Source organism: Spirosoma koreense (assembly GCF_054777875.1).
The window spans coordinates 261,037-285,196 of sequence record NZ_BAAHAC010000013.1; the positions used below are offsets into that span (position 1 = coordinate 261,037).

General features: G+C 51.6%; 19 protein-coding genes and 1 tRNA gene. 9 read left to right on the forward strand and 11 right to left on the reverse strand.

Annotated features, from left to right (window positions below):
• The first annotated feature begins 1,004 nt into the window (after positions 1–1,004).
• Together ACYVC2_RS12950 and ACYVC2_RS12955 are read left to right on the forward strand one after the other, a co-directional pair.
• Positions 1,005–1,403 (forward strand): PadR family transcriptional regulator, encoded by a 399-nt coding sequence (locus ACYVC2_RS12950; protein ID WP_461102849.1) that lies wholly within the window; start codon positions 1,005–1,007, stop codon positions 1,401–1,403.
• A gap of 21 nt (positions 1,404–1,424) precedes the next feature.
• Positions 1,425–3,932 carry a PspC domain-containing protein gene (locus ACYVC2_RS12955; RefSeq protein ID WP_461102850.1) on the forward strand — a complete coding sequence of 836 codons (2,508 nt, stop codon included), beginning with the start codon at positions 1,425–1,427 and terminating at the stop codon, positions 3,930–3,932.
• Between the two features lie 86 nt (positions 3,933–4,018).
• On the opposite strand, the gene ACYVC2_RS12960 is transcribed toward ACYVC2_RS12955, so the two are convergent.
• The 8 genes from ACYVC2_RS12960 to ACYVC2_RS12995 form a co-directional block, all read right to left on the reverse strand.
• Entirely contained in the window at positions 4,019–5,086 is a 1,068-nt protein-coding gene (locus ACYVC2_RS12960) for an AI-2E family transporter (protein ID WP_461102851.1), read from the reverse strand.
• Positions 5,087–5,229: 143 nt separating this feature from the next.
• Positions 5,230–6,609, reverse strand: a complete 1,380-nt coding sequence (locus ACYVC2_RS12965; RefSeq protein ID WP_461102852.1) for an L-serine ammonia-lyase — start codon at positions 6,607–6,609, stop codon at positions 5,230–5,232.
• Positions 6,610–6,835: 226 nt separating this feature from the next.
• The gene (locus tag ACYVC2_RS12970) at positions 6,836–7,126 is read right to left on the reverse strand and encodes a hypothetical protein (RefSeq protein ID WP_461102853.1); all 291 of its coding nucleotides are present in this window, start codon (positions 7,124–7,126) and stop codon (positions 6,836–6,838) included.
• A 42-nt stretch (positions 7,127–7,168) separates the two neighbouring features.
• Positions 7,169–7,678 carry a WGxxGxxG family protein gene (locus tag ACYVC2_RS12975; RefSeq protein ID WP_461102854.1) on the reverse strand — a complete coding sequence of 170 codons (510 nt, stop codon included), beginning with the start codon at positions 7,676–7,678 and terminating at the stop codon, positions 7,169–7,171.
• Positions 7,679–8,101: 423 nt separating this feature from the next.
• On the reverse strand, positions 8,102–8,857 hold the full coding sequence (locus tag ACYVC2_RS12980; RefSeq protein ID WP_461102855.1) for an oxygenase MpaB family protein: 756 nt from the start codon (positions 8,855–8,857) through the stop codon (positions 8,102–8,104).
• Positions 8,858–8,943: 86 nt separating this feature from the next.
• The gene (locus tag ACYVC2_RS12985) at positions 8,944–9,507 is read right to left on the reverse strand and encodes a pyridoxamine 5'-phosphate oxidase family protein (protein ID WP_461102856.1); all 564 of its coding nucleotides are present in this window, start codon (positions 9,505–9,507) and stop codon (positions 8,944–8,946) included.
• A 38-nt stretch (positions 9,508–9,545) separates the two neighbouring features.
• Complete coding sequence (locus tag ACYVC2_RS12990) at positions 9,546–11,111, reverse strand: M28 family metallopeptidase (protein ID WP_461102857.1); 1,566 nt, start codon at positions 11,109–11,111, stop codon at positions 9,546–9,548.
• A 473-nt stretch (positions 11,112–11,584) separates the two neighbouring features.
• Positions 11,585–11,749 (reverse strand): hypothetical protein, encoded by a 165-nt coding sequence (locus ACYVC2_RS12995; protein WP_461102858.1) that lies wholly within the window; start codon positions 11,747–11,749, stop codon positions 11,585–11,587.
• A 385-nt stretch (positions 11,750–12,134) separates the two neighbouring features.
• Between ACYVC2_RS12995 and ACYVC2_RS13000 the strand changes: the two genes are divergently transcribed.
• A complete protein-coding gene (locus ACYVC2_RS13000; protein ID WP_461102859.1) occupies positions 12,135–12,377 on the forward strand; it encodes a hypothetical protein in 243 nt (80 codons plus the stop codon).
• A 314-nt stretch (positions 12,378–12,691) separates the two neighbouring features.
• On the opposite strand, the gene ACYVC2_RS13005 is transcribed toward ACYVC2_RS13000, so the two are convergent.
• Positions 12,692–12,765: transfer RNA gene (locus ACYVC2_RS13005), tRNA-Met, on the reverse strand.
• A 113-nt stretch (positions 12,766–12,878) separates the two neighbouring features.
• Between ACYVC2_RS13005 and ACYVC2_RS13010 the strand changes: the two genes are divergently transcribed.
• The 6 genes from ACYVC2_RS13010 (at position 12,879) to ACYVC2_RS13035 (ending at position 22,052) form a co-directional block, all read left to right on the forward strand.
• A complete protein-coding gene (locus ACYVC2_RS13010) occupies positions 12,879–13,271 on the forward strand; it encodes an START-like domain-containing protein (RefSeq protein ID WP_461102860.1) in 393 nt (130 codons plus the stop codon).
• A gap of 98 nt (positions 13,272–13,369) precedes the next feature.
• Positions 13,370–14,878, forward strand: a complete 1,509-nt coding sequence (locus ACYVC2_RS13015) for an LptF/LptG family permease (protein WP_461102861.1) — start codon at positions 13,370–13,372, stop codon at positions 14,876–14,878.
• 125 nt (positions 14,879–15,003) lie between these two features.
• Positions 15,004–15,279, forward strand: coding sequence for a 30S ribosomal protein S15 (gene rpsO / locus ACYVC2_RS13020; protein WP_461102862.1), 276 nt, complete (start codon positions 15,004–15,006; stop codon positions 15,277–15,279).
• Positions 15,280–15,495: 216 nt separating this feature from the next.
• Positions 15,496–17,622, forward strand: a complete 2,127-nt coding sequence (locus tag ACYVC2_RS13025; RefSeq protein WP_461102863.1) for a polyribonucleotide nucleotidyltransferase — start codon at positions 15,496–15,498, stop codon at positions 17,620–17,622.
• A 74-nt stretch (positions 17,623–17,696) separates the two neighbouring features.
• On the forward strand, positions 17,697–18,560 hold the full coding sequence (locus tag ACYVC2_RS13030) for a sigma-70 family RNA polymerase sigma factor (RefSeq protein WP_009282104.1): 864 nt from the start codon (positions 17,697–17,699) through the stop codon (positions 18,558–18,560).
• A 735-nt stretch (positions 18,561–19,295) separates the two neighbouring features.
• The gene (locus tag ACYVC2_RS13035) at positions 19,296–22,052 is read left to right on the forward strand and encodes a sensor histidine kinase (protein ID WP_461102864.1); all 2,757 of its coding nucleotides are present in this window, start codon (positions 19,296–19,298) and stop codon (positions 22,050–22,052) included.
• A 44-nt stretch (positions 22,053–22,096) separates the two neighbouring features.
• On the opposite strand, the gene ACYVC2_RS13040 is transcribed toward ACYVC2_RS13035, so the two are convergent.
• Positions 22,097–22,732 carry a response regulator gene (locus ACYVC2_RS13040; RefSeq protein WP_461102865.1) on the reverse strand — a complete coding sequence of 212 codons (636 nt, stop codon included), beginning with the start codon at positions 22,730–22,732 and terminating at the stop codon, positions 22,097–22,099.
• A 289-nt stretch (positions 22,733–23,021) separates the two neighbouring features.
• On the reverse strand, positions 23,022–24,152 hold the full coding sequence (locus tag ACYVC2_RS13045) for an HU domain-containing protein (RefSeq protein WP_461102866.1): 1,131 nt from the start codon (positions 24,150–24,152) through the stop codon (positions 23,022–23,024).
• Between the last annotated feature and the right edge of the window lie 8 nt (positions 24,153–24,160).

Below are 24,160 nucleotides of genomic sequence, written 5' to 3' on the forward strand. Positions count from 1 at the left end.
CCTGATTAGCAACTAGTTTGCGCGTCGATAAATCTGCTTACGCTCGCTAACTACTAGCAGTCAGTTACTGGCCTAAAGGGTATAGAGATTTCGAGTGGAAACTCCCACTTTGACGAAAGGTTACAGCCTAAACTGATAACTAAATTTCCCTAAGGTTTAGGAGGATTAAATGGGCAGCACCACCATTGCACTAGCCGCGCCCTGCACAATAGGCGGCATAGCCACAAGTCGCTTAATTAAGCGAGAACCTACTGACGGCCACACGATAGCTACTACAGTTACCCACAAAAAACGTCCGGGAACTGCCCCTATGGCGCTAAAGCCGATTTGGGATACGTCCATCTGCACCACAAACCCTCCCAATGAATCGGCTGAAACGGTTGCATTGGGCCCTTAAGAAGAAAAATAACTGACGTTGCTACTTCCTGTTGGAATACTCCAGTTATAGCTATATTGAGAAAGGGGTAATGTGGGATTCGCCTGATAGTTCCGCGTGTTCCCAATACAGTAGGACGATCCATTATCCCCACCGCCGGTAGCGGTGAAGGTTATATTGCTACTTCCAGGTGGTCCAACGTAGTATGTAACGGCATCTCCCGATAGACTACAATCGCCAATAACACCGCGTACGGATACGGTAGCTAACGGATTATATTGGACCGTAACGCTGGCCGTAGTTCCTGCAGCGCTGGTTGCGGTGTTGCTACCATTTACCAACACTCCCCCTGTAGTCTGACGAACTAAGTTGAGCGGTTTGGTCCCTTGAATATTTTAATTAACGGAGGCCGAAAAAAGTAATTGGCCTAAAGCTTCGCATTAACTTTAGCAGTGTCACATTTAGTGTGGCAAAGTCGCATTTACTTTGGAAACGGACAATAGCACCGCTCATCCTCATTTTTTTACCACTGATACCGAATATGAAATAAAAAATAAAAGGTACCTTGCATCGCATAGTACCTTATTGTACCTTTGATCCATGAAAATCACGAAACCATCATACGCGAATGAATATTGAAAATGCTCAGGTGCAAATGCGGAAGGGGATTCTCGAATTTTGCATCCTGCACATCATATCGCGGGGCGAAATCTATGCCTCCGATATGCTGGATGAGCTGACCTCCGCCCGCATCATGGTTGTGGAGGGTACCCTATACCCTCTGTTAACCCGATTGAAAAACGCCGGTCTGCTCGATTATAAATGGGTGGAGTCGACCTCCGGACCTCCGCGAAAATACTATATCCTCACCGAACTGGGCCGGAACTCCCTGGAAGCCCTCACCGAAACCTGGCAGGAGCTCTCCGAATCGGTCAACGCGGTGGTCGGGCGGGTCGAACAGCATAAAAAACCGGCCAACGGCGCTACCTCCGTCATCGCTCCACCAACCCCTCCAGCCAACGCTTAACCTAGTCCCGACTCAAAAGCCATGAAAAAGACCATAAGCATTAATATCAGTGGCGTCATCTTTCATATCGAAGAGGACGGCTACGATAAACTTAAAAATTACCTGACCAGCGTTCAGCAGTATTTCTCTACTTACGAAGACAGCCAGGAGATCGTTACGGACATTGAAAATCGGATTGCCGAAAAACTGTTGGTTACCCTGAAAGCGGCTGACAAACAGGCGGTTTCGTTGGAAGACGTAAACGAGCTCATCGCAGCCATGGGTACGGTGGCCGATTTTGAAGCGGTCGAGGAAGAAGAAGTGCTCGTGACCAGCGGTGGGCGCAATTCGGCGTCGGGCGTGGGAGCAGGGGCAAAGGGGAAAGAGTTTCGGGATCCGACGGGCAACCCCATGCCGCAGGCTCCAAATACGGCGTTCGCCCCGCGCCGACTCGTGCGGGATACACGTCGGAAAACCCTCGGGGGCGTATGTGCCGGACTAGCTTATTATTTCAATGTCGACGTGGTATGGGTTCGTCTGATCTTTCTGGCGCTGTTCCTGGCCATGCCTCCGCTGGGTCATGAGTTCGGCGCGGGTGTATCGGGCTTCACCTTCATCGTGTATATCGCCATGTGGATTGCGCTGCCCGGAACGACGGGGATCGAAGATGATAAAACCGTTAAAAAGTTTTTCCGGAATCCCGAAAATAAAGTACTCGGGGGCGTAGCTTCGGGTATTGCCGCCTACTTCGGTGTCGATACGGGAGTGATCCGGTTACTATTCGTGCTGGGTATCGTGTTTTTCGGAGTAGGTTTTCTGCTTTACCTGGTGCTCTGGATGATTGCTCCGCAGGCGAATACGCTGACCGAAAAAATGGAAATGCAAGGGCAGCCCATCACGCTCTCGAACATTGAAAACAGCATTAAACAAAACCTGAATATCAACGAGTCGCCGACGAACGAAAGTACCCTGACCCGGATTCTGTTGTTTCCGTTTCGGGCCATCGCCACCATCATCGGCGGCCTGGGCAGTGCGTTAGGCCCTTTGCTGAACGGTGTGGTAGCGGTCATCCGGGTGTTTGCCGGCGTTATGCTACTAATCCTGGGTTTTGCCTTTATGATTGTCTGTCTGGCCTTTCTGGGGGCCGCCATTGGGATCGGGTCGGGAGGAACATTCCTGAACAGCGATTTTCCCTTCGAACTGTTCAGGGCCGACATTTCGTTGCCAATGGTACTGTCCGGATTTCTGGTGGGTCTGATTCCCGCCTTTGGACTGGCGATTCTGGGCGTGATGCTGATTACCATGCGGAGCGTACTGAGCAGCCGGACCGCGCTGACACTGGCGGGCTTATGGCTTGGCAGCATGGTCGTGCTGGCCGGAACGGCCACTCCGCTGATCAACAGCTTTCAGCGCCGGGGTACGGTCGAAGAAACTAAAACCCTGAACGTACCGGCTGCTGTGCCCACATTCGCGATCAACGAGGTCGACAACGACCACTGGCAGCCGTCAATCGAACTGAAAGGCTACGAAGGCACGTCGCTGAGTCTGGTACAGTATTTCCGGGCGCAGGGTCGCAGCCGCTCCGATGCCCAGGCGAATGCACGCCAGATCCGGTATGTGTACACGATCAAAGACTCGACCGTTCGCTTCGATAACGGGCTGGAACTGGCTCCCCAGGCGCATTTCCGGGCGCAGGATCTGGATATGGACCTGATGATTCCCTACGAGAAGCCCTTCCGTATGACCCGCTCGTTTGCCCGCTACATCCGCAATGAGTTCGGCGAACGCGAACTGGACCGGATGGATTCCAGTCTCTGGAAATTCACCAAAGCCGAAGGATTGGTTTGCCTGACCTACCCACGCGAAAAAGATCGTGATGATAACGATGAGGATAACGAAGTGACAGACCTGACTGACGATGTGCAGAACGCGGTGACGAATGAGCTGGGCGATGACTTCGATCGGATCGGTGATCATACCCGTCAGTTCAACGTGAATACCTTTTCGAAAGTAGACGTAAGCGGTGCATTTGTAGTCCGCTTCCGGAAAGGCGAATCCTATAAAGTGGTTGCCGATGGCCGGGAGAAGGACCTGGACGATATCAACGTCAAAGTTGATGGCAGCACGCTTAAAGTATCCATTGATGGGAAAGGGTTGTTCAACTGGGGTAACCACAAACGCATTGGCCTGACCATTACGGTGCCGAAAGCCATCGAAGAACTCGAATTATCAGGAGCTTCCAAGGCCAGCCTGACCGGGTTCGAGAAATACAACGACCTGAAAATCGGGATGAGCGGTGCTTGCCGGACCGTGTTCGACGGTGAGGTGCGCAACCTGGACCTCGACCTGTCGGGTGCCTCGAACGTTGTGTTGCGCGGACACGCCGAACAACTCGAAGCTGATCTGAGCGGAGCCTGTAAACTAGAGGCTACAGGTATGAACATCGACCGCGCTAATGTCGATGCTGGTGGTGCCAGCCACGCCGATTTTGGCCACGTCGGTACGATCGACTCCGAAACCTCAGGTGCCAGTAAGGTGACGAGGCAGTAACTTCGGGTAATTAAATAATGCACAATGTATAATGAATGATGAACGGTTCGCCGACTTGCCATTATTCATTATACATTGTGCATTATTCATTTAGTTTTTTCCGCTTCCTGCTCGACGCGTTCTTCGGCTTTGGCTACTTCTTTTTCCTGCTGCTTGTTTTCGCGTTCGAACACGTCGATCAATACGATGAAGTAGGAGAGGAGCAAAGGGCCGACGACCAGCCCCAGAATCCCGAAAATAGGAACACCCAGCACAATGCCCGCCAGAGTGACCAGCGGGTGGATGTCGCCCATGCGTTTGGCCAGCATGATCCGCAACAGGTTATCGATGTTGATAATTACGATCACTCCGACCAGCAGAATTCCCACACCCTGGCCTGTATTGCCCTGCGAGAGTTGAATTAAACCTGCCGGGCCCCAGACGAGGGGCGTTCCCAATACCGGAATAAAGGCCAGAAAAAACGCAACTACTCCCCAGAAGGGCGCATCGGGTACGCCGAAAATCCAGAGGGTAAGACCGGTTAGTACGCCTTGTACGAAGCTCACCAGGGCTTGCCCGAGCACGTTGGCATTCACGTTGTTCTTAAGCGACTCCCCCAGTTCGCGCTGCGTGTCTTTCTTAAAAGGCAGGTATTTCTGCAGGCCTTTCTGAAACGACTCCTGCTGCACAAACATGAAGTACAGCGTGAAAAACATCAGCCCGATAATGACGATGAAATCCAGCGCTCCGCCCGCCAGCGAGGGTAGGAGCCGACTGGCGTAGGTGCCACCCTGCCGCAGAATGGTTTGAATATTTTGCTGGCTGGTAATCTTATAACCCGTCAGGTCTTCGGCTTTCCGGACGAGGTTCAGAATGTCTTCCGTGTGCTGGCTGTAGTACTGAATCCGGTCGATAAGCAGCAGACTTAGGGTCAGGAATGGCATGATGATCACCACCAGCGCGAAAACGATCAGCAAGGAGGTGACCAGCGAGCGGTTCCAGTGGCGCTTGATGGCCAGTGCTGTAAACCAGGGCCGAAAAACTACGTAGAGAATACCAGCGCCCAGAAACGCCGATATATAACCGCTCAAACCAAAAAGAATGAAGCCCGCAATGATGATCAGACTCGTGATGAGCAGAACGCGCTGTTGCTGGGGCGTGTAAATATTTGTCATAATGCAGGGGTAAGCCACAATAAAGCGTGGCGTTCAATTAAAAACGCGTTAAAGCCCCTGAATTGTTTTGGCAGCAAGGAAATGAAGGACAGCCGCAGTGGAAACCGAGCGCGACCGTCGATCTCGAATCCTAGCGTCGGGTTCTAACATTCGGTAGCACTTAGGGCCAGACCAGCTTCGGAGGTTTCTTTGTATTTCGTCGACATATCCCGGCCAGTGGCTTTCATCACTTTTATCACGGAATCGAGCGAAATTTTCTGGAAAGAAGCCGCTCCGGACGTAGCCAGTAAGAAGGCATTATAGGCTTTAACCGCCCCCATTGCGTTTCGTTCGATGCATGGAATCTGCACGTAGCCGCCAATGGGGTCACATGTCATGCCCAGGTGATGTTCGATTCCGATTTCGGCGGCCGCTTCGATCGGGCCAATGTCGCTGACCGACTGGGCGCAGCGGGTCAGAAAGGCCGCCCCCATGGCAGAAGCCGTACCGATTTCGCCCATGCAGCCCATTTCGGCCCCGGAGATGCTGGCGTTATGCTTGACCAGAAACCCAATAGCGGCTGCTGCCAGCATACCCGTCCGCAGCGTAGATGGGCTGTAGTGAAAATGGTGCTTTGCCAGGTAGGTGAGCCCCGGAATAACTCCCGAAGCGCCCGACGTGGGGGCGGTAACCACGATGCCGCCTGCTGCGTTTTCCTCGGAAGCGGCCAGGCAGTAAGCATTCAGAAAAATCAGAAAACTATCCGACGACTGGCTCAGACCCTTGGCCTGCTGAAACAGAATCGGCGCCTTCCGGCTGAGCTTAATGGAACCGGGCAGCGTACCTTTGTGCCGCAGACCGCGCCGAACGGCTTTGTGCATGAAATCCAGAAGCTGGTCGATGCGTTGATTGACATCCGCGCGGCTGCGGCCGGTCAGGGCCATTTCATTCGCCATCAGCAGTTCATCGAGCGAAATCTGATGAGTGGTCAGCTGCGCTTTCAGCTCATTCATAGAGCTGTAGGGATACGGCACCGCCTGCGGATCGGTGGTCGTTTCGGGTTCGCCCTTCCGGATGATGAACCCACCCCCGATGGAATAATATTCTTCTTCGTATAGCCGTTCCTGCCCCGACATGAGCACCAGCACCAGGGTATTGGCGTAGGGTGAATCGTAGCGCTTTCGCTCGAAAAAAAGCTGTTCCGGTCCAATCAGGATAGTGGTTTCGCCAACCGGAACGGGATAGGTAACGCTCGGGTCTTTGAGGAGTTTCAGGAGCGCATCGGGGTCGGTGGTTTCGGGTTGCCAGCCCATTAGCCCCGCTACGATGGCCCGGTCGGTGCCGTGCCCCTTGCCTGTAGCGCTCAGGGAGCCGTACAGGTGAATATGGATGGCGTCGGCCCGTTGCTGAATCGCCGGTGGCAGATTTGCCAGCCGCTGGCGAAAGTCGAAAGCGGCTTTCATCGGCCCGATCGTGTGCGAGCTCGATGGTCCCGGTCCGACTTTAAACAGGTCGAATATGGAAGTGGTAATTGGGGTTGCCATTGTTGATGAAGTAGAAACGTAGTGGTTCGCCGGAAAGGCCTGCGCAACGAATCCCAAGCTACGAACGACGAACCATATCTTACAGGGTTAACCTAAAAAAGACCCCAACCAGTTCGCCAAAACAGGCGAACTGGTTGGGGGTAACAAGTTTTACTAACTAGCTATTCCCGGCCAGCAACGATTCACGCATGGACTGACAAATTTAGTCGACGGTCATGCCGGTTCGTTAATTGGACTCGGTTCCCGGGTAAGGTGTCGCTTGCCGATCGGGCTGTGGCTTTCCAAACTCCCCATCGTTGTTGGCGTTGCCGGTAATGACCTCACCGCCACTGGTCCATAAGCCTCCGCCGTGTTCTCCGTTATTTTTGGTGTTTTCTCCGCTCGGGCCATCCTCGGCTACGTTGCGGTCCGGGTTGGTGTCGGGGTCGTAGTTGTCGGCGTGGCTGTGGCCGGGTGGTTGGTTAGGCCCGCCGATTGATTCGCGCTCGGGCGCATAGTATCGAATGAGATTCATCATGGTATTGCGGTCAAGGATTGATACTTATTCTACAAGCGTCACTTACCGGGTTGCACTCCCGGGATGGGTTCTTTCGTCGGTGGTACGACGCCCCCGGCGCAGACCGAGCAGGCCAACCAGACCCAGCAGGCCCACCCAGCCAAGATTCGGATAGTTTGCCGGGTCGCTGTCCGACTGGCTGACATCGGCTCCGTGCTGGCCGGTTTCTTCGGGGGCGGTCTGCGCCAGCGCGGGGGTGACCGTCCACAGGGTTACACTAAGCGCCAGCGTCAGGCTGCCCATCATCAGTATATGGGCGGCACCGGCTGGCGTTCCCCCACGTCGGCTTAGCCGCCGATCCGGACCCAGCACACCCACGGCTCCCAGCAGGCCTAACAGACCCACCCAGCCCAGGCTTGTTTCGTGGTCTTCGTTATCGTTCTGGTCGGTTACGACCGACTGGTCCTCATCGTGACCATGCTCCGTTGGTTGATTTTGTGCCCACGCGGGCGTCAGGGCGGCCAGAAACAGGCTCAGCATCAGCGCCCAGAAAAGAGCAAGCGACTTTTTCATATGTGTTGAGTTTAAAGAGATGTTCGTTACAGTTATGTTAGTGCGTTGTTGTCAGAATTTACTAATGGGTCAGCGCATAGGCTAGGCGTATTTAAACTACCCCAGGCCCCTGTATGAGACCTCAGAGCCGATCCGTGGACTGGTGGCTCAACCTGTCCTGTACTCGGTATGGCCTTTATCGGTAGATTCTGGCTGGTCATAATCACCGGTCGTTCAGTACACTCCTAACTGGATTCGTCAACTGACCGCTGATGAAGCTGATGAGAATTAGGTAACGGACCAGGCTGATTTTTATCCGGACGCTCAATACCAGACCTGGAAAGAGGCTCTCGTCCCTGGGGCATACGGTCTAAGCCAAAAACCCTTCTCCGACAGATCGCTGTTTGTCGGAGAAGGGGTTTTTGGCGTTAAATAAATCGAACGCTACCGGTCGAGTGCCCGAATCTGATCCAGGTATTCGGTGGGGAGCAGTACCCGCTGCACCACGGACCGCAGCCCCAGGGCGTTGAGCATGCCGTACAGGCCGAGGGTGTACGCCAGCAAAGGCTTTCTGGGTAAGTCCAGCAACTGGCTTACCTGTTCGGGAACGAGCATACTCTGTACCTGCCGCAGCAGATCGTACCGCCAGTTGCCCAGTTGCTCACGGTAGCGCTGGAAGAGCTTATCGGTAAATTCGCTGTGGACCAGGTCGCGGTTGAGGTGGGCCTGGCGGTCGGTTTTCCAGGCTACATAACTGGTGGGCAGATCAGGAACGTGCATGCCCACACCCACTTCCCGGAATGTCTGGAACAACTCCTCGCGCTCGGCGTTGGTGAGGGGCCGGTGCATCGTTTCGAACGCCCGTTCCGAATAGTCGATCAGCATGTACAGCACATCGCGGTACGCCCAGTCCGGAATCGCATACCCGCGTTTCTGTTCAACACCTTCGTGGATAGAGCTCATGCGGGCAATGGTTTTTCGCGCTTTGTCGTCGGGCAAAAAAACGATCTCCTGCGCGTAGCGTACCGTCGAAAACAGGCGGGCGATCGGATCGGCGGGCAGCTTGCCCGTAAAAAACAGCCAGTCGACCGCCCGGTTCAGGGCAAATTCGGCAGCAGATCCGGCAAATACTAACAAAATGACATCGGCATCGCCCCAAATCTGGCGAACAATGGACCCGCGTTTTACAAAATAAGTCATCCGTCAACAGTGGTCAGTCAACGGTTGTTGGGCCATTCGAATGGCCCGACAACCGGTTATCGTCTCCTTATAACGAATTCGGGCAGTCAGTTCTTTTCCATCTGCAGGCCTAAGTTGGTCGGAAGGCCATCCAGGCTGATCAAATTCTTTTCCTGAACGTAATCCTGTAAACCCTCTTTACCTTGTTTCTCTGCCCAGCCAAAATGAATATCCCGCTCGCCTGCGTAGTCAAACAACGGCACCCCAAATCCGCAGGAGGTCTGCACCAGCTCGATATCCGCCACGATCAGCTGGCGGGTGCTTGGATAAATGTTGAAATGAGGGGAATAGGTTGCCCACTCGGCGGTATCGGGTAATACGGTAAACCCTTTTCCGTAGAGCCGAAGGATGTTGGGTGCCCCGTCGAACGAGCAGAACATAAAGGTGATTCGACCGTTTTCCAGCGTATGGGCCGAGGTTTCGTTTCCGCTGCTGATGAGGTCCATGTAGGCAACCTGATTGTCGCTTAGCACCCGAAAGCAATCGAGTCCTTTAGGCGAAACATTGACGTGGCCATCAGTGCTTAATGGCGCTGTGCCAACAAAAAAGATGTGTTGTTTCCGGATAAACGCCTGATGGGCAGGCTTGATGGAATCGTGAAATTTTCCCATGATAAATAATCAGCAACGGCAACGGGTGGTTTCAGTGGTTAGCGGGCTGCCTGCGTCGCGGGAGCCGTTTTACGGGGGAGTTTCTGATCACGCATGGCAGCCTGATACACGAAGCTGGCCACGACGGTAGCGGCCTGTTTCAGGTCATCGGGTTGCAGATGGTCGTAGGTATCCATGTTCGTATGGTGCGTACGAGTGCCATACTCGATGGGGTCCTGGATAAACTGAAAGCCTGCCAGACCGACCCGGTCGAACGAAAGGTGATCAGTGCCGCCCGTATTGCGCGGAGTTACGGTCGTGGCACCCAGGTCGTTGAAGGGCTTGAGCCACTGGCTGAAAATGGGCCCTACTTCCTGGTTTCCCTGTAAATAAACTCCCCGAATTTTTCCGGTCCCGTTATCGACGTTAAAATAAGCCGCTATGTTGTCGCCTTCCTTCGTCAGTTTCCCGGTCGCTTTGTCGACAAGATGGTTGGTTACGTAATTTTTTGAGCCGTGTAATCCCTGTTCTTCACCGCTCCAGAGCGCAATCCGGATCGTCCGCCGGGGTTTTGCACCGATGGTTTTGAGAATACGGACAGCCTCCATCATCACCGAACTACCCGCTGCGTTATCGGTAGCCCCCGTGGCGGCATGCCAGGAGTCGAAATGGGCGCCCAGCATTACGACCTCGTCTTTTAGTTTGGGGTCCGTACCCGGAATTTCCGCCAGCACGTTATAGCCTTTGGTGTCGTCTGTGTAAAACTTCGTTTTTACGTGGATGTCCAGCTTTACCGGAATCCCTGCTTTCATGAGCCGACAAAGCGTCAGGTAATCCTCCACGGCAATCGACAGGTCGGCCAGATCGTCGGGTGTCGCTCCGATGGCCGCATTGGCGTAATCACCGCTCACGAACAAGGTACCGTCTACGCTGTTCACGGTCGTGTTTAGCATACCCAATGCTCCTTCCTGTTTGGCGAGTTTTCGCATTTTCTGGTTGAATGCGTTCTGGGTCCGCATAGCCATGATCCGGCCCCGGAACGACGTATCGGTCGTTGGCTGCTGGCTGGGGGGCGCTTCGCCAGCCATTTTCTGAAGGGCTTCGTCGGTATAGCGGGTAGCGTCGGCTTTATAGGTCGGGCTGAGTGTATACGACTGATCGAGCAGAATGACTTTGTTTTTGAGCTTGCTGCGGTAGCTTTCCAGGGCTGTCGTGTCGGTGAAGCTGATGTAAAGAATATCGGCCGCCTGAAGTTGGTTGGTACTTCCACTCCAGGCTCGCGGTACGGCAATAATCGATTTGTAATAAGGGGCCGTCATGGCCAGATAGCAGTGTTCAACCCCCCAGCCTTTGCCCCATTCGCCCCATGCTTCCAGGCGGGCATTTTGCAGACCCCAGCCCGCTAGTTTACCTTTTGCCCAGTTGGCCGCTTTCATAAAGCCAGGTCCCTGAAGCCGGGGACCATTGACGTCGGTCAGGTAGAACGCTGTTTCCATGACCTGCGAGTGCTGAAGACCTTCTTCCCGAATTTTCTGAATGGTGGTTAGGTCCAGTTTCTCATCCTGAGCAACGATGAGTTGTGAGCTGCTCAGCAACAGACCGACAAAGAGCAAGGGTTTACGCATACTTGTGTTTTATTGATGAGTGAGCCCGAATGTAATGATTTACGGAAACCTACGGAAAGGACTCGGTATATTTTGTGCCAATGCAGATCCGGGACGCTCAGTATGGGCGCCGTCGTTTAACTCTTTCGGGCAAAAAACGGTCGCTCACTGCCCGCTGTTTCGAGCGTAAGGGAGGTATTCTTCAGCCTGCTTTCTGCTTGACCGAAAGCCTTCGAACCGCCGGCGCTGACGGCTTCGGAAAACCAAGCATTTGTTGTGGAGACGTATATTTTTTGCGTTGAACTATCCGTAAAAGCAACTACGACGCATCGGTTCGAACGGGCATGGCAGCGATCGGATAAGAGTCTGCTGATCAGAAGAAGAATGCAGTGACTGCCAATGCATTGGAGAGGTTCATGCTGGTCCCGAACCAGTTCACCAGCCAGGCGCACCTCTGGCTGCAACTGGTAGATATGGTACTGGTGAAAAACTCTTCAGCGGGTCTTTTTAATCGTTTTTTCGAGATTTTTGACTGCCTGCTGAATGGCTTTATCGGATTCGTAGCAGTTACCAACCTGACGAATGTACTTAATGATCAACTGATCGAACGAATCGTCCTGAGGATGCGAAAGGTCCTGTTTGGATGAACGGTTTATCATTAAACTAGCGGAAGCGGGTGAATGATCACAAAATAAAGGTAATTTATGAATAATCAATAATTAATTTATATTCATAGGTATCCTCGTCTCTGTAAACCGACTTGCGGTGCGTAAATAGTAAATAAAAGAAACAGGCTGGCTTAATTACGAATTAAATTGTTTTTGGTTACTACAAAAATTTTATACGGCCTGATCAGTCGAAAAAACAATTGGTTTTATAAAAGTTTACGCAGCCGACCTAATGGAGAAAAGTCGAAGCCAGAATAGCCGAACGGATTCAGCAGGATAATAAAGTCATTCGACTTAGAAAAAAGGGGCTTCCGCTTACTTGATTTGGGTTTGATGGGCTTGACGGGGATGTTCGTGTCAACTTGCCTCATTTCCTATGAATTCCAGCCTATGGCCGTTCAGAATTCGCACGTATCGAGCCAATAACCTCGCCCGAAAACCAGTGCAGGTTGTTTTGACTCTGCTAGCGGCCTGCTTCTTTTTTCTTTCCATGAGTAGTGTCGCGTTAGGGATTATAGGGCTCCTTCAGCACATTTCCCGGGGGGCGTGGTGGCTGGGTGGGGGCGTGGTTATGCAGTTCGTTGCGGTTTCTATCGCCCTGCTGGCCGAACGTAAATAAGCGAATGAGAGGCCGGACTGATCGGCCACTGCTGAGGCCGGTTTTGTACTTCGTCGTCTGGCAAATCCAATTTCAGGAGTGCCCTGCTCCCGGAGCGAAGCTGTGCTCCTTAACGGCACCCGGTTTTCCAGCCAGATACCAGAGAAAGGTTGCAGACCAGGCCTGCGGTTTTGAGAAAACCGTCCGAAAGCAGGTCGTTTTGCGGCACGGATAGGGTGGCAAACCCGCCATTAAGTTGCTCTTCCCAAAAAGCTGACGCATAAAAAAAGCCTTCGATAGAATACTATTGAAGGCTAACTTATTGATAATCAGAGTAGCGGGGAGCAGGATCGAACTGCCGACCTTAGGGTTATGAATCCTACGCTCTAACCATCTGAGCTACCCCGCCGGATCGATGCCACAAAAGTAAGGAAAAATTGGCTAAGGGCAAAAAACAGCGTTGACTTTCGAAAAAAAAATCGTTTACCTTTGCCAAGGGCCCTTTTCTAGAGACTATAAGGTATGGAAAAATTTAAATTTATTACGGAATACGAACTCCGGGCATCCCCCAAAATGCTGTTTCCTTATATTAGTACAGCGTCGGGTCTATCGCAGTGGTTTGCCAGCAAGGTAAACACCATGCCCGAACAGCGGTTCGATTTCCAGTGGGATAACGAAAGTCACATCGCCCGGCAAGTGTCCATGCGCCAGAATAAGGGGGTGCGGTTTGAGTTTCTGGATACGGCTGAAAATGGGGTCGATAATAATTATGTTGATTTTCGGGTCGATCAGAGCGAGTTGACGCAATCGACGTTCCTGCGCATTATCGATTATTCTCCCACGACCGACGAAGATGAGCTCCGGGATCTCTGGGATGGCCTGATGGATAAGCTGAAAGAGATTGTCGGAAGTTAAAAATAGTTAATGTATGATGGATAATGAACAATGAATAATGCGGTTACTGTTCTGCGAATATATCATTCTGCATTTTTCGTTCTGCATGACACATTGCAATGAAGAAAATTGACAAATTAGTGCTCGGCTCATTTTGGGGGCCGTTTTTTTTGACCCTCGGTGTCGTCATCTTTATTTTCCTGATGCGGCTACTGATGTTTTACATCGATGATTTCGTCACGAAAGACCTCGACCTGGCTACCTTTGCCCGTCTGCTTTTTTATTTTGCGCTGCTGACCATTCCGACGGCCCTGCCGCTGGCCATTCTGCTCTCGTCGCTGATGACGTTTGGCAACCTCGGCGAATTCTTCGAACTGACGGCCATGAAAAGTGCGGGGATCTCCCTGACCCGCGCCATGCGCCCGCTGCTGATCGTGGCCCTTGGTATCAGTGCCTTTTCGTTCTGGTTTAATAACTCGGTGTCGCCCTGGGCTAATTTAAAAGGATATAGCCTGCTCTATGATATCAAGACCGCCAAAGCAACCCTGAACCTGAAAGAAGGCATTTTTTATAATGACCTGCCAGGCTACAGTATCAAAGTCGATCACAAGATAAAAGCTGCTAAAGACAGTAAAAATGGCGACCTGCTGAAAGGGCTGGTGATATATAAACATGCAACCAACGGGCTGGAAACCGGGAATCGGGAGATCATCCTGGCCGATTCGGGGCGAATGTACATGGATAAAGATCGGACGTATCTGACGTTTCAGCTCTTCAACGGCAATGATTATCAGGAATATTCGGATAATAACTCGTTTAACTACACCAGCGGCAACCCGGGTTCGAAGGTGGCGCAGTTTATGCGCAACGGCTTCAAAGATTATCGGCTGGTGATCAGCCTGGAATCGTTCGGTATCAAACGAACCGACGAGAATCAGTTCGAGTATCACGAGTACATGAAAAACCTCAAGGAGCTGACCACCCTGACCGACTCCCTGCGCAAAGATTATAAAAGCACGAGTATCGGCGTGGCCAGTACCTCACGGCAATATTATAATTACCAGTTCAAAGCCGATGCGGTCTTGCGGCAACAGGCTGTAAAAGACGGACCTTGGGTAGATCAGCGGCTGAAAAAACAAGCGATTCCCAGGCAGGACCTGATGCAGATGGCCCTGAGCCAGGCTCAGAATGTCCTCTCGTACTCTACATCGAACGTAACGTACCTGAACGAAAAAGAAAAGAACGTCTGGAAATACCAGCTGGAAACCCATCACAAATTTACCCAGTCGGTGTCGGTGTTTGTCATGTTCCTGATCGGGGCGTCGATGGGAGCTATCATTAAAAAAGGGGGCTTTGGCCTGCCCGTGCTGGTATCCATCGTATTTTTTATCTTCCTGTATGTGCTGACCCTGCAGGGCGACAAGTACGCCAAGGACGGGCTGGTCTGGGTACCGATCGGAGCCTGGCTGGCCAATCTGGTGCTGTTTCCCGTTGGCCTGGTGCTAATGCAGCGCGCCCGTCATGATTCCCGTTTGTTCGACAAGGATGTGTATGTCATTGCCTGGGAGCGCCTGAAACGCCGGTGGACCGAATGGCGAGATCGTCCGACGGTGGCCATAAGTCAGTAACCAGGGATAAGAATAGGGCAAGAAAGTCTTCTGTTAAAGAAACTATTGACGAGCTACCGACGACTATCGATTCTTTTCTTATCTTTGCACCCAAATTCATTTTTAATCAATTTAGCTGTCTGAAGATGTATCTAACGACCGAAAAAAAGCAGGAGATTTTCTCCACCTCGGGTCATGCCAAAAGTGCAACCGACACCGGGTCGGCCGAATCCCAGATCGCGCTGTTTACCTATCGGATCAGTCATTTAACTGAGCACCTGAAAGTCCACAAGCACGATTACGGCACCCAACTGGGTCTTTTAAAATTAGTCGGTAAGCGCCGGCGTCTGCTGAACTACCTGCAGAAGAAAGAGATCAGCCGGTATCGGGCTATCCTGGCCGCGCTGGGACTACGGAAATAAGCCGTTGTTCGACACAAAAAAGGGAATCTGCTTCATCAGTAGATTCCCTCATTTTTGTTGTTTCAGTATAAACCGATCGGTGCTTACCGGCAACTGATTGACCAAAAAATGAGTTACGTAAATTGAGGTATGATTGCCGACGGCGGAGAGGTTTCGAAAGCCTGGCTGCAGGGCAATCAAAAAAAGCTGTAAGAGGTCGTATTCAAAATCTGTTGTATGTTTCAAATCACCACGCAATCCGTTGTGCTTCCTGACGGTCGGGAAATTACCATCGAAACGGGAAAAATGGCTCGGCAGGCCGACGGAGCGGTAGTTGTACGGTTGGGCGACACGATGCTGTTAGCCACCGTAGTGTCTAGTAAAGAAGCGAAAGAAGGCGTCGACTTTCTTCCCCTATCCGTCGATTATCAAGAAAAATTTGCTTCAGCTGGCCGGATTCCGGGTAGCTTCCAACGGCGTGAAGGCCGGTTGAGCGATTACGAAATCCTGATCAGCCGGTTGGTCGACCGGGCGTTGCGGCCGATCTTCCCCGATAATTACCATGCCGATACGCAGGTAATGATTACGCTGATCTCGGCCGATCCTGAAGTGCAGCCCGACGCACTGGCTGCGCTGGCGGCTTCCTCGGCCCTGGCGGTATCGGATATTCCCTTCAATGGTCCGATCTCCGAAGTGCGCGTGGCCAAGATCGACGGCCAGTATAAAATCAACCCAAAAACGTCGGAACTCGAACGGGCTACCATCGACCTGATTGTGGCGGCTACCGAGAAAGACATTTGTATGGTCGAAGGCGAAATGAGCGAATGCTCGGAAGCCGAAGTGGTGGAAGCGCTCAAAGCGGCCCACGACGCGATCAAAACGCAGTGCCAGGCGCAGAAGGAACTGGAAGCCAAAGTCGGTAAAACCGAGAAGCGCGAATACAACCACGAAACGCACGACGAAGAGTTGCGGGCGGCTGTTCGGGCGGCTACCTACGATAAAATTTACGCGGTTGCCCAGCAGCAGAATCCCAGCAAAAAAGGGCGTTCGGCTAGCTTCAAGGCCGTACGGGATGAATATATAGCCTCGTTCCCCGAAGGATCGGAAGTAAATGTCAGTCTGGTGAAAACCTACCTCCACGATCTGGAATGGGAAGCGTCGCGTCGGCTGGTGCTCGACGAGCGGACGCGCCTGGACGGGCGTAAACTGGATCAGATTCGACCTATTTCGGCCGAAGTAGGCCTGCTGCCGGGGCCACACGGCTCGGCACTGTTTACCCGGGGCGAAACCCAGTCGCTGACTACCGTAACCCTCGGTACGAAAACAGACGAACAGATTGTCGATCAGCCGATGTACCAGGGCTATTCGAAGTTTCTGCTCCACTATAATTTCCCCGGCTTCTCGACGGGTGAGGTTAAACCAAACCGCGGGGCAGGTCGACGGGAAATCGGTCATGGCAACCTGGCGCACCGTTCGCTGAAGAAGGTATTACCCCCCGAAGACGAGAACCCGTATACCATTCGGATCGTGTCGGATATCCTGGAGTCGAACGGCTCTTCGTCGATGGCGACCGTCTGCGCAGGTACCATGGCACTGATGGATGCCGGTATCAAAATCAAAGCGCCCGTGGCAGGAATTGCCATGGGCCTCATCTCGGATGGGGACAAATACGCGGTCCTGTCCGATATTCTGGGCGATGAAGATCACCTGGGTGATATGGACTTCAAAGTAACCGGTACCGCTAAGGGCATCGTGGCCTGTCAGATGGATCTGAAAGTCGACGGACTGTCGTACGAAGTTCTGGCGCAGGCACTCGAGCAGGCTCGGATTGGCCGGCTGCATATTCTGAGCGAAATGGCCAAAGGCATTGCCAGCGTGGCTTCGGACTTAAAACCACACGCGCCCCGCGCTGTGGTCATCAAGATCGATACCAACCAGATCGGCGCTGTTATTGGACCCGGTGGCAAAGTCGTTCAGGATATCCAGAAAGATTCGGGCGCTGTCGTAAACATCGACGAACACGACAATGCAGGTTGGGTCAGCATCTTCGCGACCAACAAAGAAAGCATGGACAAAGCCGTATCGCGGGTGAAAGGAATTGTGGCCGTACCGGAAGTAGGCGAAACCTACGTAGGTAAAGTCAAAACCATCCAACCCTTCGGTGCTTTCGTCGAGTTCATGCCGGGTAAGGATGGACTTTTGCACATTTCCGAGATCAAGTGGGAACGGCTGGAGACAATGGACGGCGTTTTGCAGATTGGCGATGAAGTGACAGTGAAACTGATCGACGTGGATAAAAAGACCGGAAAATACCGGTTATCCCGCAAAGTATTGCTGCCCAGACCAGAGAACAAAAATGCATAAGTCATTGTTACTTTTTGTGTAATGCATCGTTCATACTTCGCGTTATATAGTCAGTCCACCGGGGAAAACGTATCATGAGACAGCTAAAGATTTCAAAACAGATTACCAACCGCGAGAGCCAGTCGTTAGACAAGTACTTGCAGGAAATTGGTAAAGTAGACCTGCTTACGCCCGATGAGGAAGTAACGCTGGCCCAGAAGATTCGGGAAGGTGACCAACTGTCGCTTGAGCGCTTGACCAAAGCAAACCTACGCTTTGTGGTGTCGGTGGCCAAGCAATACCAAAACCAGGGGCTTTCGCTGGGCGACCTGATCAATGAGGGGAATTTAGGATTAATCAAAGCGGCTCAGCGTTTCGACGAAACGCGCGGGTTTAAGTTTATATCGTATGCCGTCTGGTGGATTCGCCAGTCGATTCTGCAGGCACTAGCCGAACAGTCGCGGATTGTGCGGCTGCCGCTCAACCGGGTTGGTTCGCTCAATAAAATCTCCAAGACTTTCTCGGACCTGGAGCAGAAATTCGAACGGGAGCCTTCTCCCGAAGAACTGGCCGCGGTGCTGGAAATTTCGGCTGCTGAAGTGGTCGATACACTGAAAATTTCCGGCCGTCACGTATCGATGGATGCGCCGTTTGTGCAGGGAGAAGAAAATAGCCTGCTCGATGTACTCGAAAACGATGGGGAAGATAAACCGGATTCGGGCCTTATCAACGATTCGCTTCGAAAAGAAGTACAGCGGGCACTTTCGACGCTCACGCAGCGGGAAGCCGACGTGATTACCCTCTATTTCGGTTTGAACGGCGAACATGCTATGACCCTCGAAGAGATTGGCGAGAAATTCAACCTGACCCGCGAACGAGTTCGGCAGATTAAAGAAAAAGCCATTCGCCGGCTACGTCATACTTCGCGGTCCAAAGCGTTGAAGACGTATCTGGGTTAATCGTCCTGTTTGCTAATGTAAAACGGCTCCTGCGAAAGTGGGAGCCGTTTTGTCGTTTATACACCCCGCCAAAGGCACCAGGATAAGCTCAAGATCGTACAGTATCACACGGAGGCTTTACTGACCGGCCGATTAAAATTATGTTATATAAGCATAGAGATCGATAGACTTGTTGTGTATGCTTTTAATTTAGACGAATCGAGGTTTATGGACAGGATTTGTAGAATTTTTTGAGGAATTCTAGCGAATAATTTCTACAAAAGGTGTAGAATTGTACATATGTACTAAATTGCTCTCGTTGCGTCGCTGAATCAACTTAAAATAAGTATGTTAACAGTAGTGAACAATCCTAAAAACATCTGTTTTGGACTGTTAATACTTGCCGCGCAAGTGAGTAACTATTGCATAGCGCAGAAGAGCTCTGTTGATCGATTTAGCCTCACTCATTATACCGATGATAGCGGCTTGCCCCAGAACAGCATCAATAATATAGCTACGGATGAAGAGGGCTTTCTGTGGTTGATAACGGAAGCAGGGTTAGTACGATTCGACGGCCAACGATTTAAAAGCTTTAGAATTGACAACTCGGCACCTAATGACTGGGCTTACACATTACAGGCCAGTTATCCCAGACCGAGTCTGGCACAGAGATCGCTTTATGCGATTATTCACCATTTTAATTTTGTTCGGATTCGACACGGTAAAGCAACGGTTGACTCGCTATTTACGAAAAAAATGGCAGGGTTGCCTTACATCAGTGAGGGATACCGGCGGACGTATTACTCCGCAACCCTGCCAACTCCGCTGGGCAAAGAGGGCCCTCAACAGAACTGTATCGTTCCGGTAACGGGAGTGAATGACGAGTTTTACGTATGCCATGCGCGTTCTGTCGAGTACTTTAAAGCCTCGAAAAAGAACTACCAGACTGCTTTCAATAGAGAGACTTACTGGAGTTTTTTTACCATTGGTCATTCACTTTACTATTTTCATCCCAATGGCACATTGACGCACATCTCCCAATCGGGCAACCGATTAGTGCACTTGACCGGCGATGTGGCTGATCAGGGCGTATTGGCCGGAAAACAGCCCGAGCTTTTCTGGAATCACGCATCGAACCAGACCTTCCTGTACCTCAATCAAAAATTGTACGGTGTTGAGCGGGTGGCGCCGGATAAACTAACCACCCGGCTCCTGCTTGATGGCTTCGATATGAAGCAGCACAATATCCGGACCATCTATCATGATCAGGCGAGCGGGCGAATTTTTCTGGGAAGTATGACAGAAGGCTTATTCGTTTTCTCGCCAAAACCTTTTGAAACCCTGACCACAAAAGGAAATGAGATGGAAAACGTTTTTTATGGACAAACCCCATTTGATAACGGTCAGGTGGTAATGCCTACTGGATTAGTATTGGGAAAAAATGCTTCGGATCACCAGCCAATTAGTTTCCATCTGCCAGCGCTGGCAAAGGCTAACGAAATGCGCCGGTATGGGGATAATTACAGTTTATTAATCGATAAAAACAGGTATATCTGGATAAAAAAGGAAAATTTACTGCTGAAATTTGATCCTGAGGGGAAACGGCAGTTGAGTAGCTGGAATCTGGGCGATGGTATCAAATCGATCTATCAGGGGGTACAGGGCGGACCGATCTGGATTGGCACGATACAAAAAGGCGTCTATCAGATCGATCCCACCGACCCTCAGTCAGTACCTACATCCGTTACCGGCTTGGTGCCTGCCCACGTCTCTTATTTTCAGTACGCGACACCTGAACTGCTGTTGATTGGTACCGAACAAGGACTGTATCAATTCCACATACGGACTCATAAGCTCGAATTGAGTAAAGGGACAGAAAAGCTCTTCATTCGAAGTATTTATGCACCGCGATCGGATGAGATTTGGTTTACTACCTATAACAATGGATTGTTTCTGCTACAGAATCACAGGCTGACCCGTTTCCCGCTTGATGAGAACGGATATTTAGCGAGTAGTCATTACATCTTCGAAGACAAAAAGGGGTACGTCTGGGTGCCGACCAACAAAGGCTTATTTCAGATGGCTCGTCAGGACCTGCTCGAGTATGCCAGGGCACCATGGGGAGAAAAACCTTTTTATCTCTACTATGCCAAAGACCAGGGATTTCTGACCAATGAATTCAACGGGGGAGGGCAACCCGGCATTGTTCGGCTGGCCAACGGGTATGTCTCGATGCCCTCGCTACTGGGATTGGTCTGGTTCACTCCCGAACAACTCAGTCCGCAATCACCCGACAAACTAATTATTCTCGATCGAATCGAGGCCAATAAGGAATCGATAAATGTACTGTCTGATACCGTACGGCTGCCTTTAGATGCTAAACAAATCAAACTGCGGCTGACCACGCCGTACTTCGGTAATCCCAAAAATTTGCATTGGGCATATCAGGTCGTTGAAAATCAGAACAATAGCCAGCCTGCGGACTGGATTGGGCTAAGCAGTCAGGATCCTACGGTGCTGATCTCCAGCTTAGGGGTAGGTACCTATACCTTGCACATTCGAAAAGAAAACGGTTTCGGGCGGAATAATTACCAGTATAAACAGGTATTTCTGATTGTTCCTCCGCATTGGTACGAAACGGCCTGGATGCGATTCGTATTCATACTGCTGGCTATTGGGCTCATCTACGTCTTCACCCGGCTTCGGTTCCAGGCCATCCTGAACGAAAACCTTAAGCTGGAGCGACTGGTGGCCGACCGAACGGCCAGTCTGCAAACGGCCATGAGTCAACTGCAGAGTTCCGAGCAGGAATTGAGTCGGCAGTTGCACCTTCAATCGCAGCTAATGGCGTCTATATCGCACGATATTCAGTCACCCCTTCGGTTTGTGTCCAATACCTCCCGTCGGATATGGCGTTGGGTACAGACCCAGAAATACGATAACCTGCCTGAAATGTACAAGTTTCTGGAGGAAACTATGGAAACGATCGCCGGTACCAGCCAGCACACGACCAACCTGCTGGATGAGTTGCTGACTTACACGCGTGCCAAAGTGTATGATCGCCAGCACGATCTGGAACGTATTGATTTACAGACGCTGGTAGCCAATAAAATAACGCTCTTTGAGGGGCTGCTTACGCAGCAACACAACCAGTTGATAACGGAGATACCGCCGGGCGTGATGGTTCGTTCGGACAAACATTTGCTGGGTATTATTCTGCACAATCTGATCGACAATGCCGTGAAATATACAGAGGGAGGGCAGATCCGGATTTTTGTGGAACAAATCGAAGGACAGCTCCACCTGATCGTCGCTAATCCAGGCATGGGCATGTCCAGCCAAACCATCGCCTGGTTAAATGAAGCCGAAATTGAAGACGCATTACCCACGCAGGTAAGGGTGAGACATGGTGTGGGGTTGCTGTTGGTTAAGGAACTGGCCGCTCTGATGCATATCTGGCTGTACGTCGAGCAAACCGACCATACGGCGGTTCATCTGGTGTTTGGCGAGTAAACTGACCGCTTTGCCGATACACGAAGCGATGCACGTTGCACCCGTTACATGTGTTTGAACATATTGACGACCTCCATCAATTCGACGAGGCTGTTGACCTCCAGCTTTTCGAAAATCCGTTTTTTATACGTACTCACGGTGTTTTCTTTCAGGTTCATCGCTACAGCAATATCTTTTGTCCATTTCCCCTGCGTCAGTAATTGCAGCACGGTTTGCTCGCTCTGGGATAGTTTATGAAAAGGATTGGCGGCTGTTCTATGACGTTTCTCACCTACTTTATTGATCAGCAACTGGTGCACCTCCCGACTGACGTATTTATCCTGATTCAGGAGCGTCGTGATGGCGACGGCAAATTCAGATTCCGGCGCGTTTTTGGAGAGAAACCCGTTGGCTCCGGCCTGCAGATAAGGTAGCGCATACACCTTCTCATCCAGTCCTGAATAAATCAGAATCAGGATATGGGGTTGTTTTTCCCGGACCAGGTGAATCATCTGCGAATATTCAGAACCGGGCATATCGATATCGAGCACGGCCAGGTCAACAGCCTGCTGGTCTAAAATAGCGAGGGCGCTGGTGAAGGATTCGCAGGTGATGACGATGGCTTCGGGCAGTAATTCGATCAGGTGATACCGGAGACTCATGCGAATCATAGGATGGTCATCGGCAAGTAAGATGGTCATGACAAACGGATACGGGTCAGCTTTGCAAGGGTTTCTTCACTAATATGATATAGTCGTTCATTGGTCAAAAGGTGTGACAGATCGCTTGAAACCAACGGCAGGTTGGCCAAAACAGCCTCCGTGCCGGGCTATTATCAAAAAAGCAATATTGGAGGAAAAATTGGGAAGTTGTTGTCATAAACCTGTAGAAATGTTTCTACTTGGCTTGTAGAATCATTTCGTAGGAACCGGAAAGATCCCTCAAAAAAAAAGCAGCCCGTTGAGGCTGCTTTTTTTAAGTTTATATCACTTAGTGCGTATATACCCAGGCGTTAGAGCCGATCATCCGGCTTATCTCGGGTAGGTGCGCCTGAAGTTCTGAGCGGTCGTATGAACCGATGGCAGCTACCTTATACCGCAGGGTTTTTTTTCCCTGAATCATGACATAGGCATCTGGGTAACCGGCCTTGTGCAGATGCCGAACGAGCGGGAGAGCCGCCTTTTTAGTCGAGAAAACACCGGCGATGACCGTATACAAAGGCCCTGTTCGCACAGTAGCAGTCGGTTCGGCTACCGCTTCTATGGGCTCCGGCTTAGCGACAGGTACCGCTACCGGCCTTGCTTTTGGTTCGGCTGAAACGGGGGCGGGTGTACCGGTGGCCGCTACAGACGCTTCGGGCAATGGCCTTACGGCGGGTTTGGGAGCTGGGGTTGCTACGGGCTCCGTTTTGTAAACAGTTCCCTTTTCCGCTGTTTTGCTGGCGGGTGCCGAATGACTGGCGAAAGCGGCCGGGACCCGCAACAGGTTGGCAGGGTCTAAACTGCTTTGTAAGGGCTGATTAGGCTTCAGGACCGAAAAGTAACTGACCACGCCCAGCGAACCGATCAAGAGTACGGCGGCAGCAATCTGCCAGTAGGGCCGGGCCGGACGCAGGGGCGTCAGAACAGCCTCTTCCGTCCGGACGGGACCCAGGGCCGTGACCGGTACGGCTTCGAGTACGGGTTCAATAAGCGCAGGCCGATTGACTGGCTGCACCGACAACGCAATCATGCCGTAAGCCTCGCCGAAGAAGTTATGCCGGAGGCTGGGGTCAAATTGAAGTTTTCCTTCATCATTCCGGCTAAACGTCCCCAATCCATCGATTTCGAAGCGGCCGCAATCATCTACCTGCTCCCGAAGTACATCTACAAACTGGCTGATGTGCCGCTGAGCGCCCTCGCGGGTAACCGGCTCGTGCAGCATAATGTAGTTCGCCAGGATACCGTCGTCGAAACGAAGGGCTTCGTTGAACGCTACCCGCTTACGGGGGGGCAGGTATAAACCACTGGTTTCCGTAAAAGCTGCCGGTTGGTAGTGGGTCAGAAAAGCCCCGAATTCGGGAACGACGACACAATCGTACTGATACAGCAGCTTTTTGAGATACTCGTTTACAGAAGCCATACGGTTAT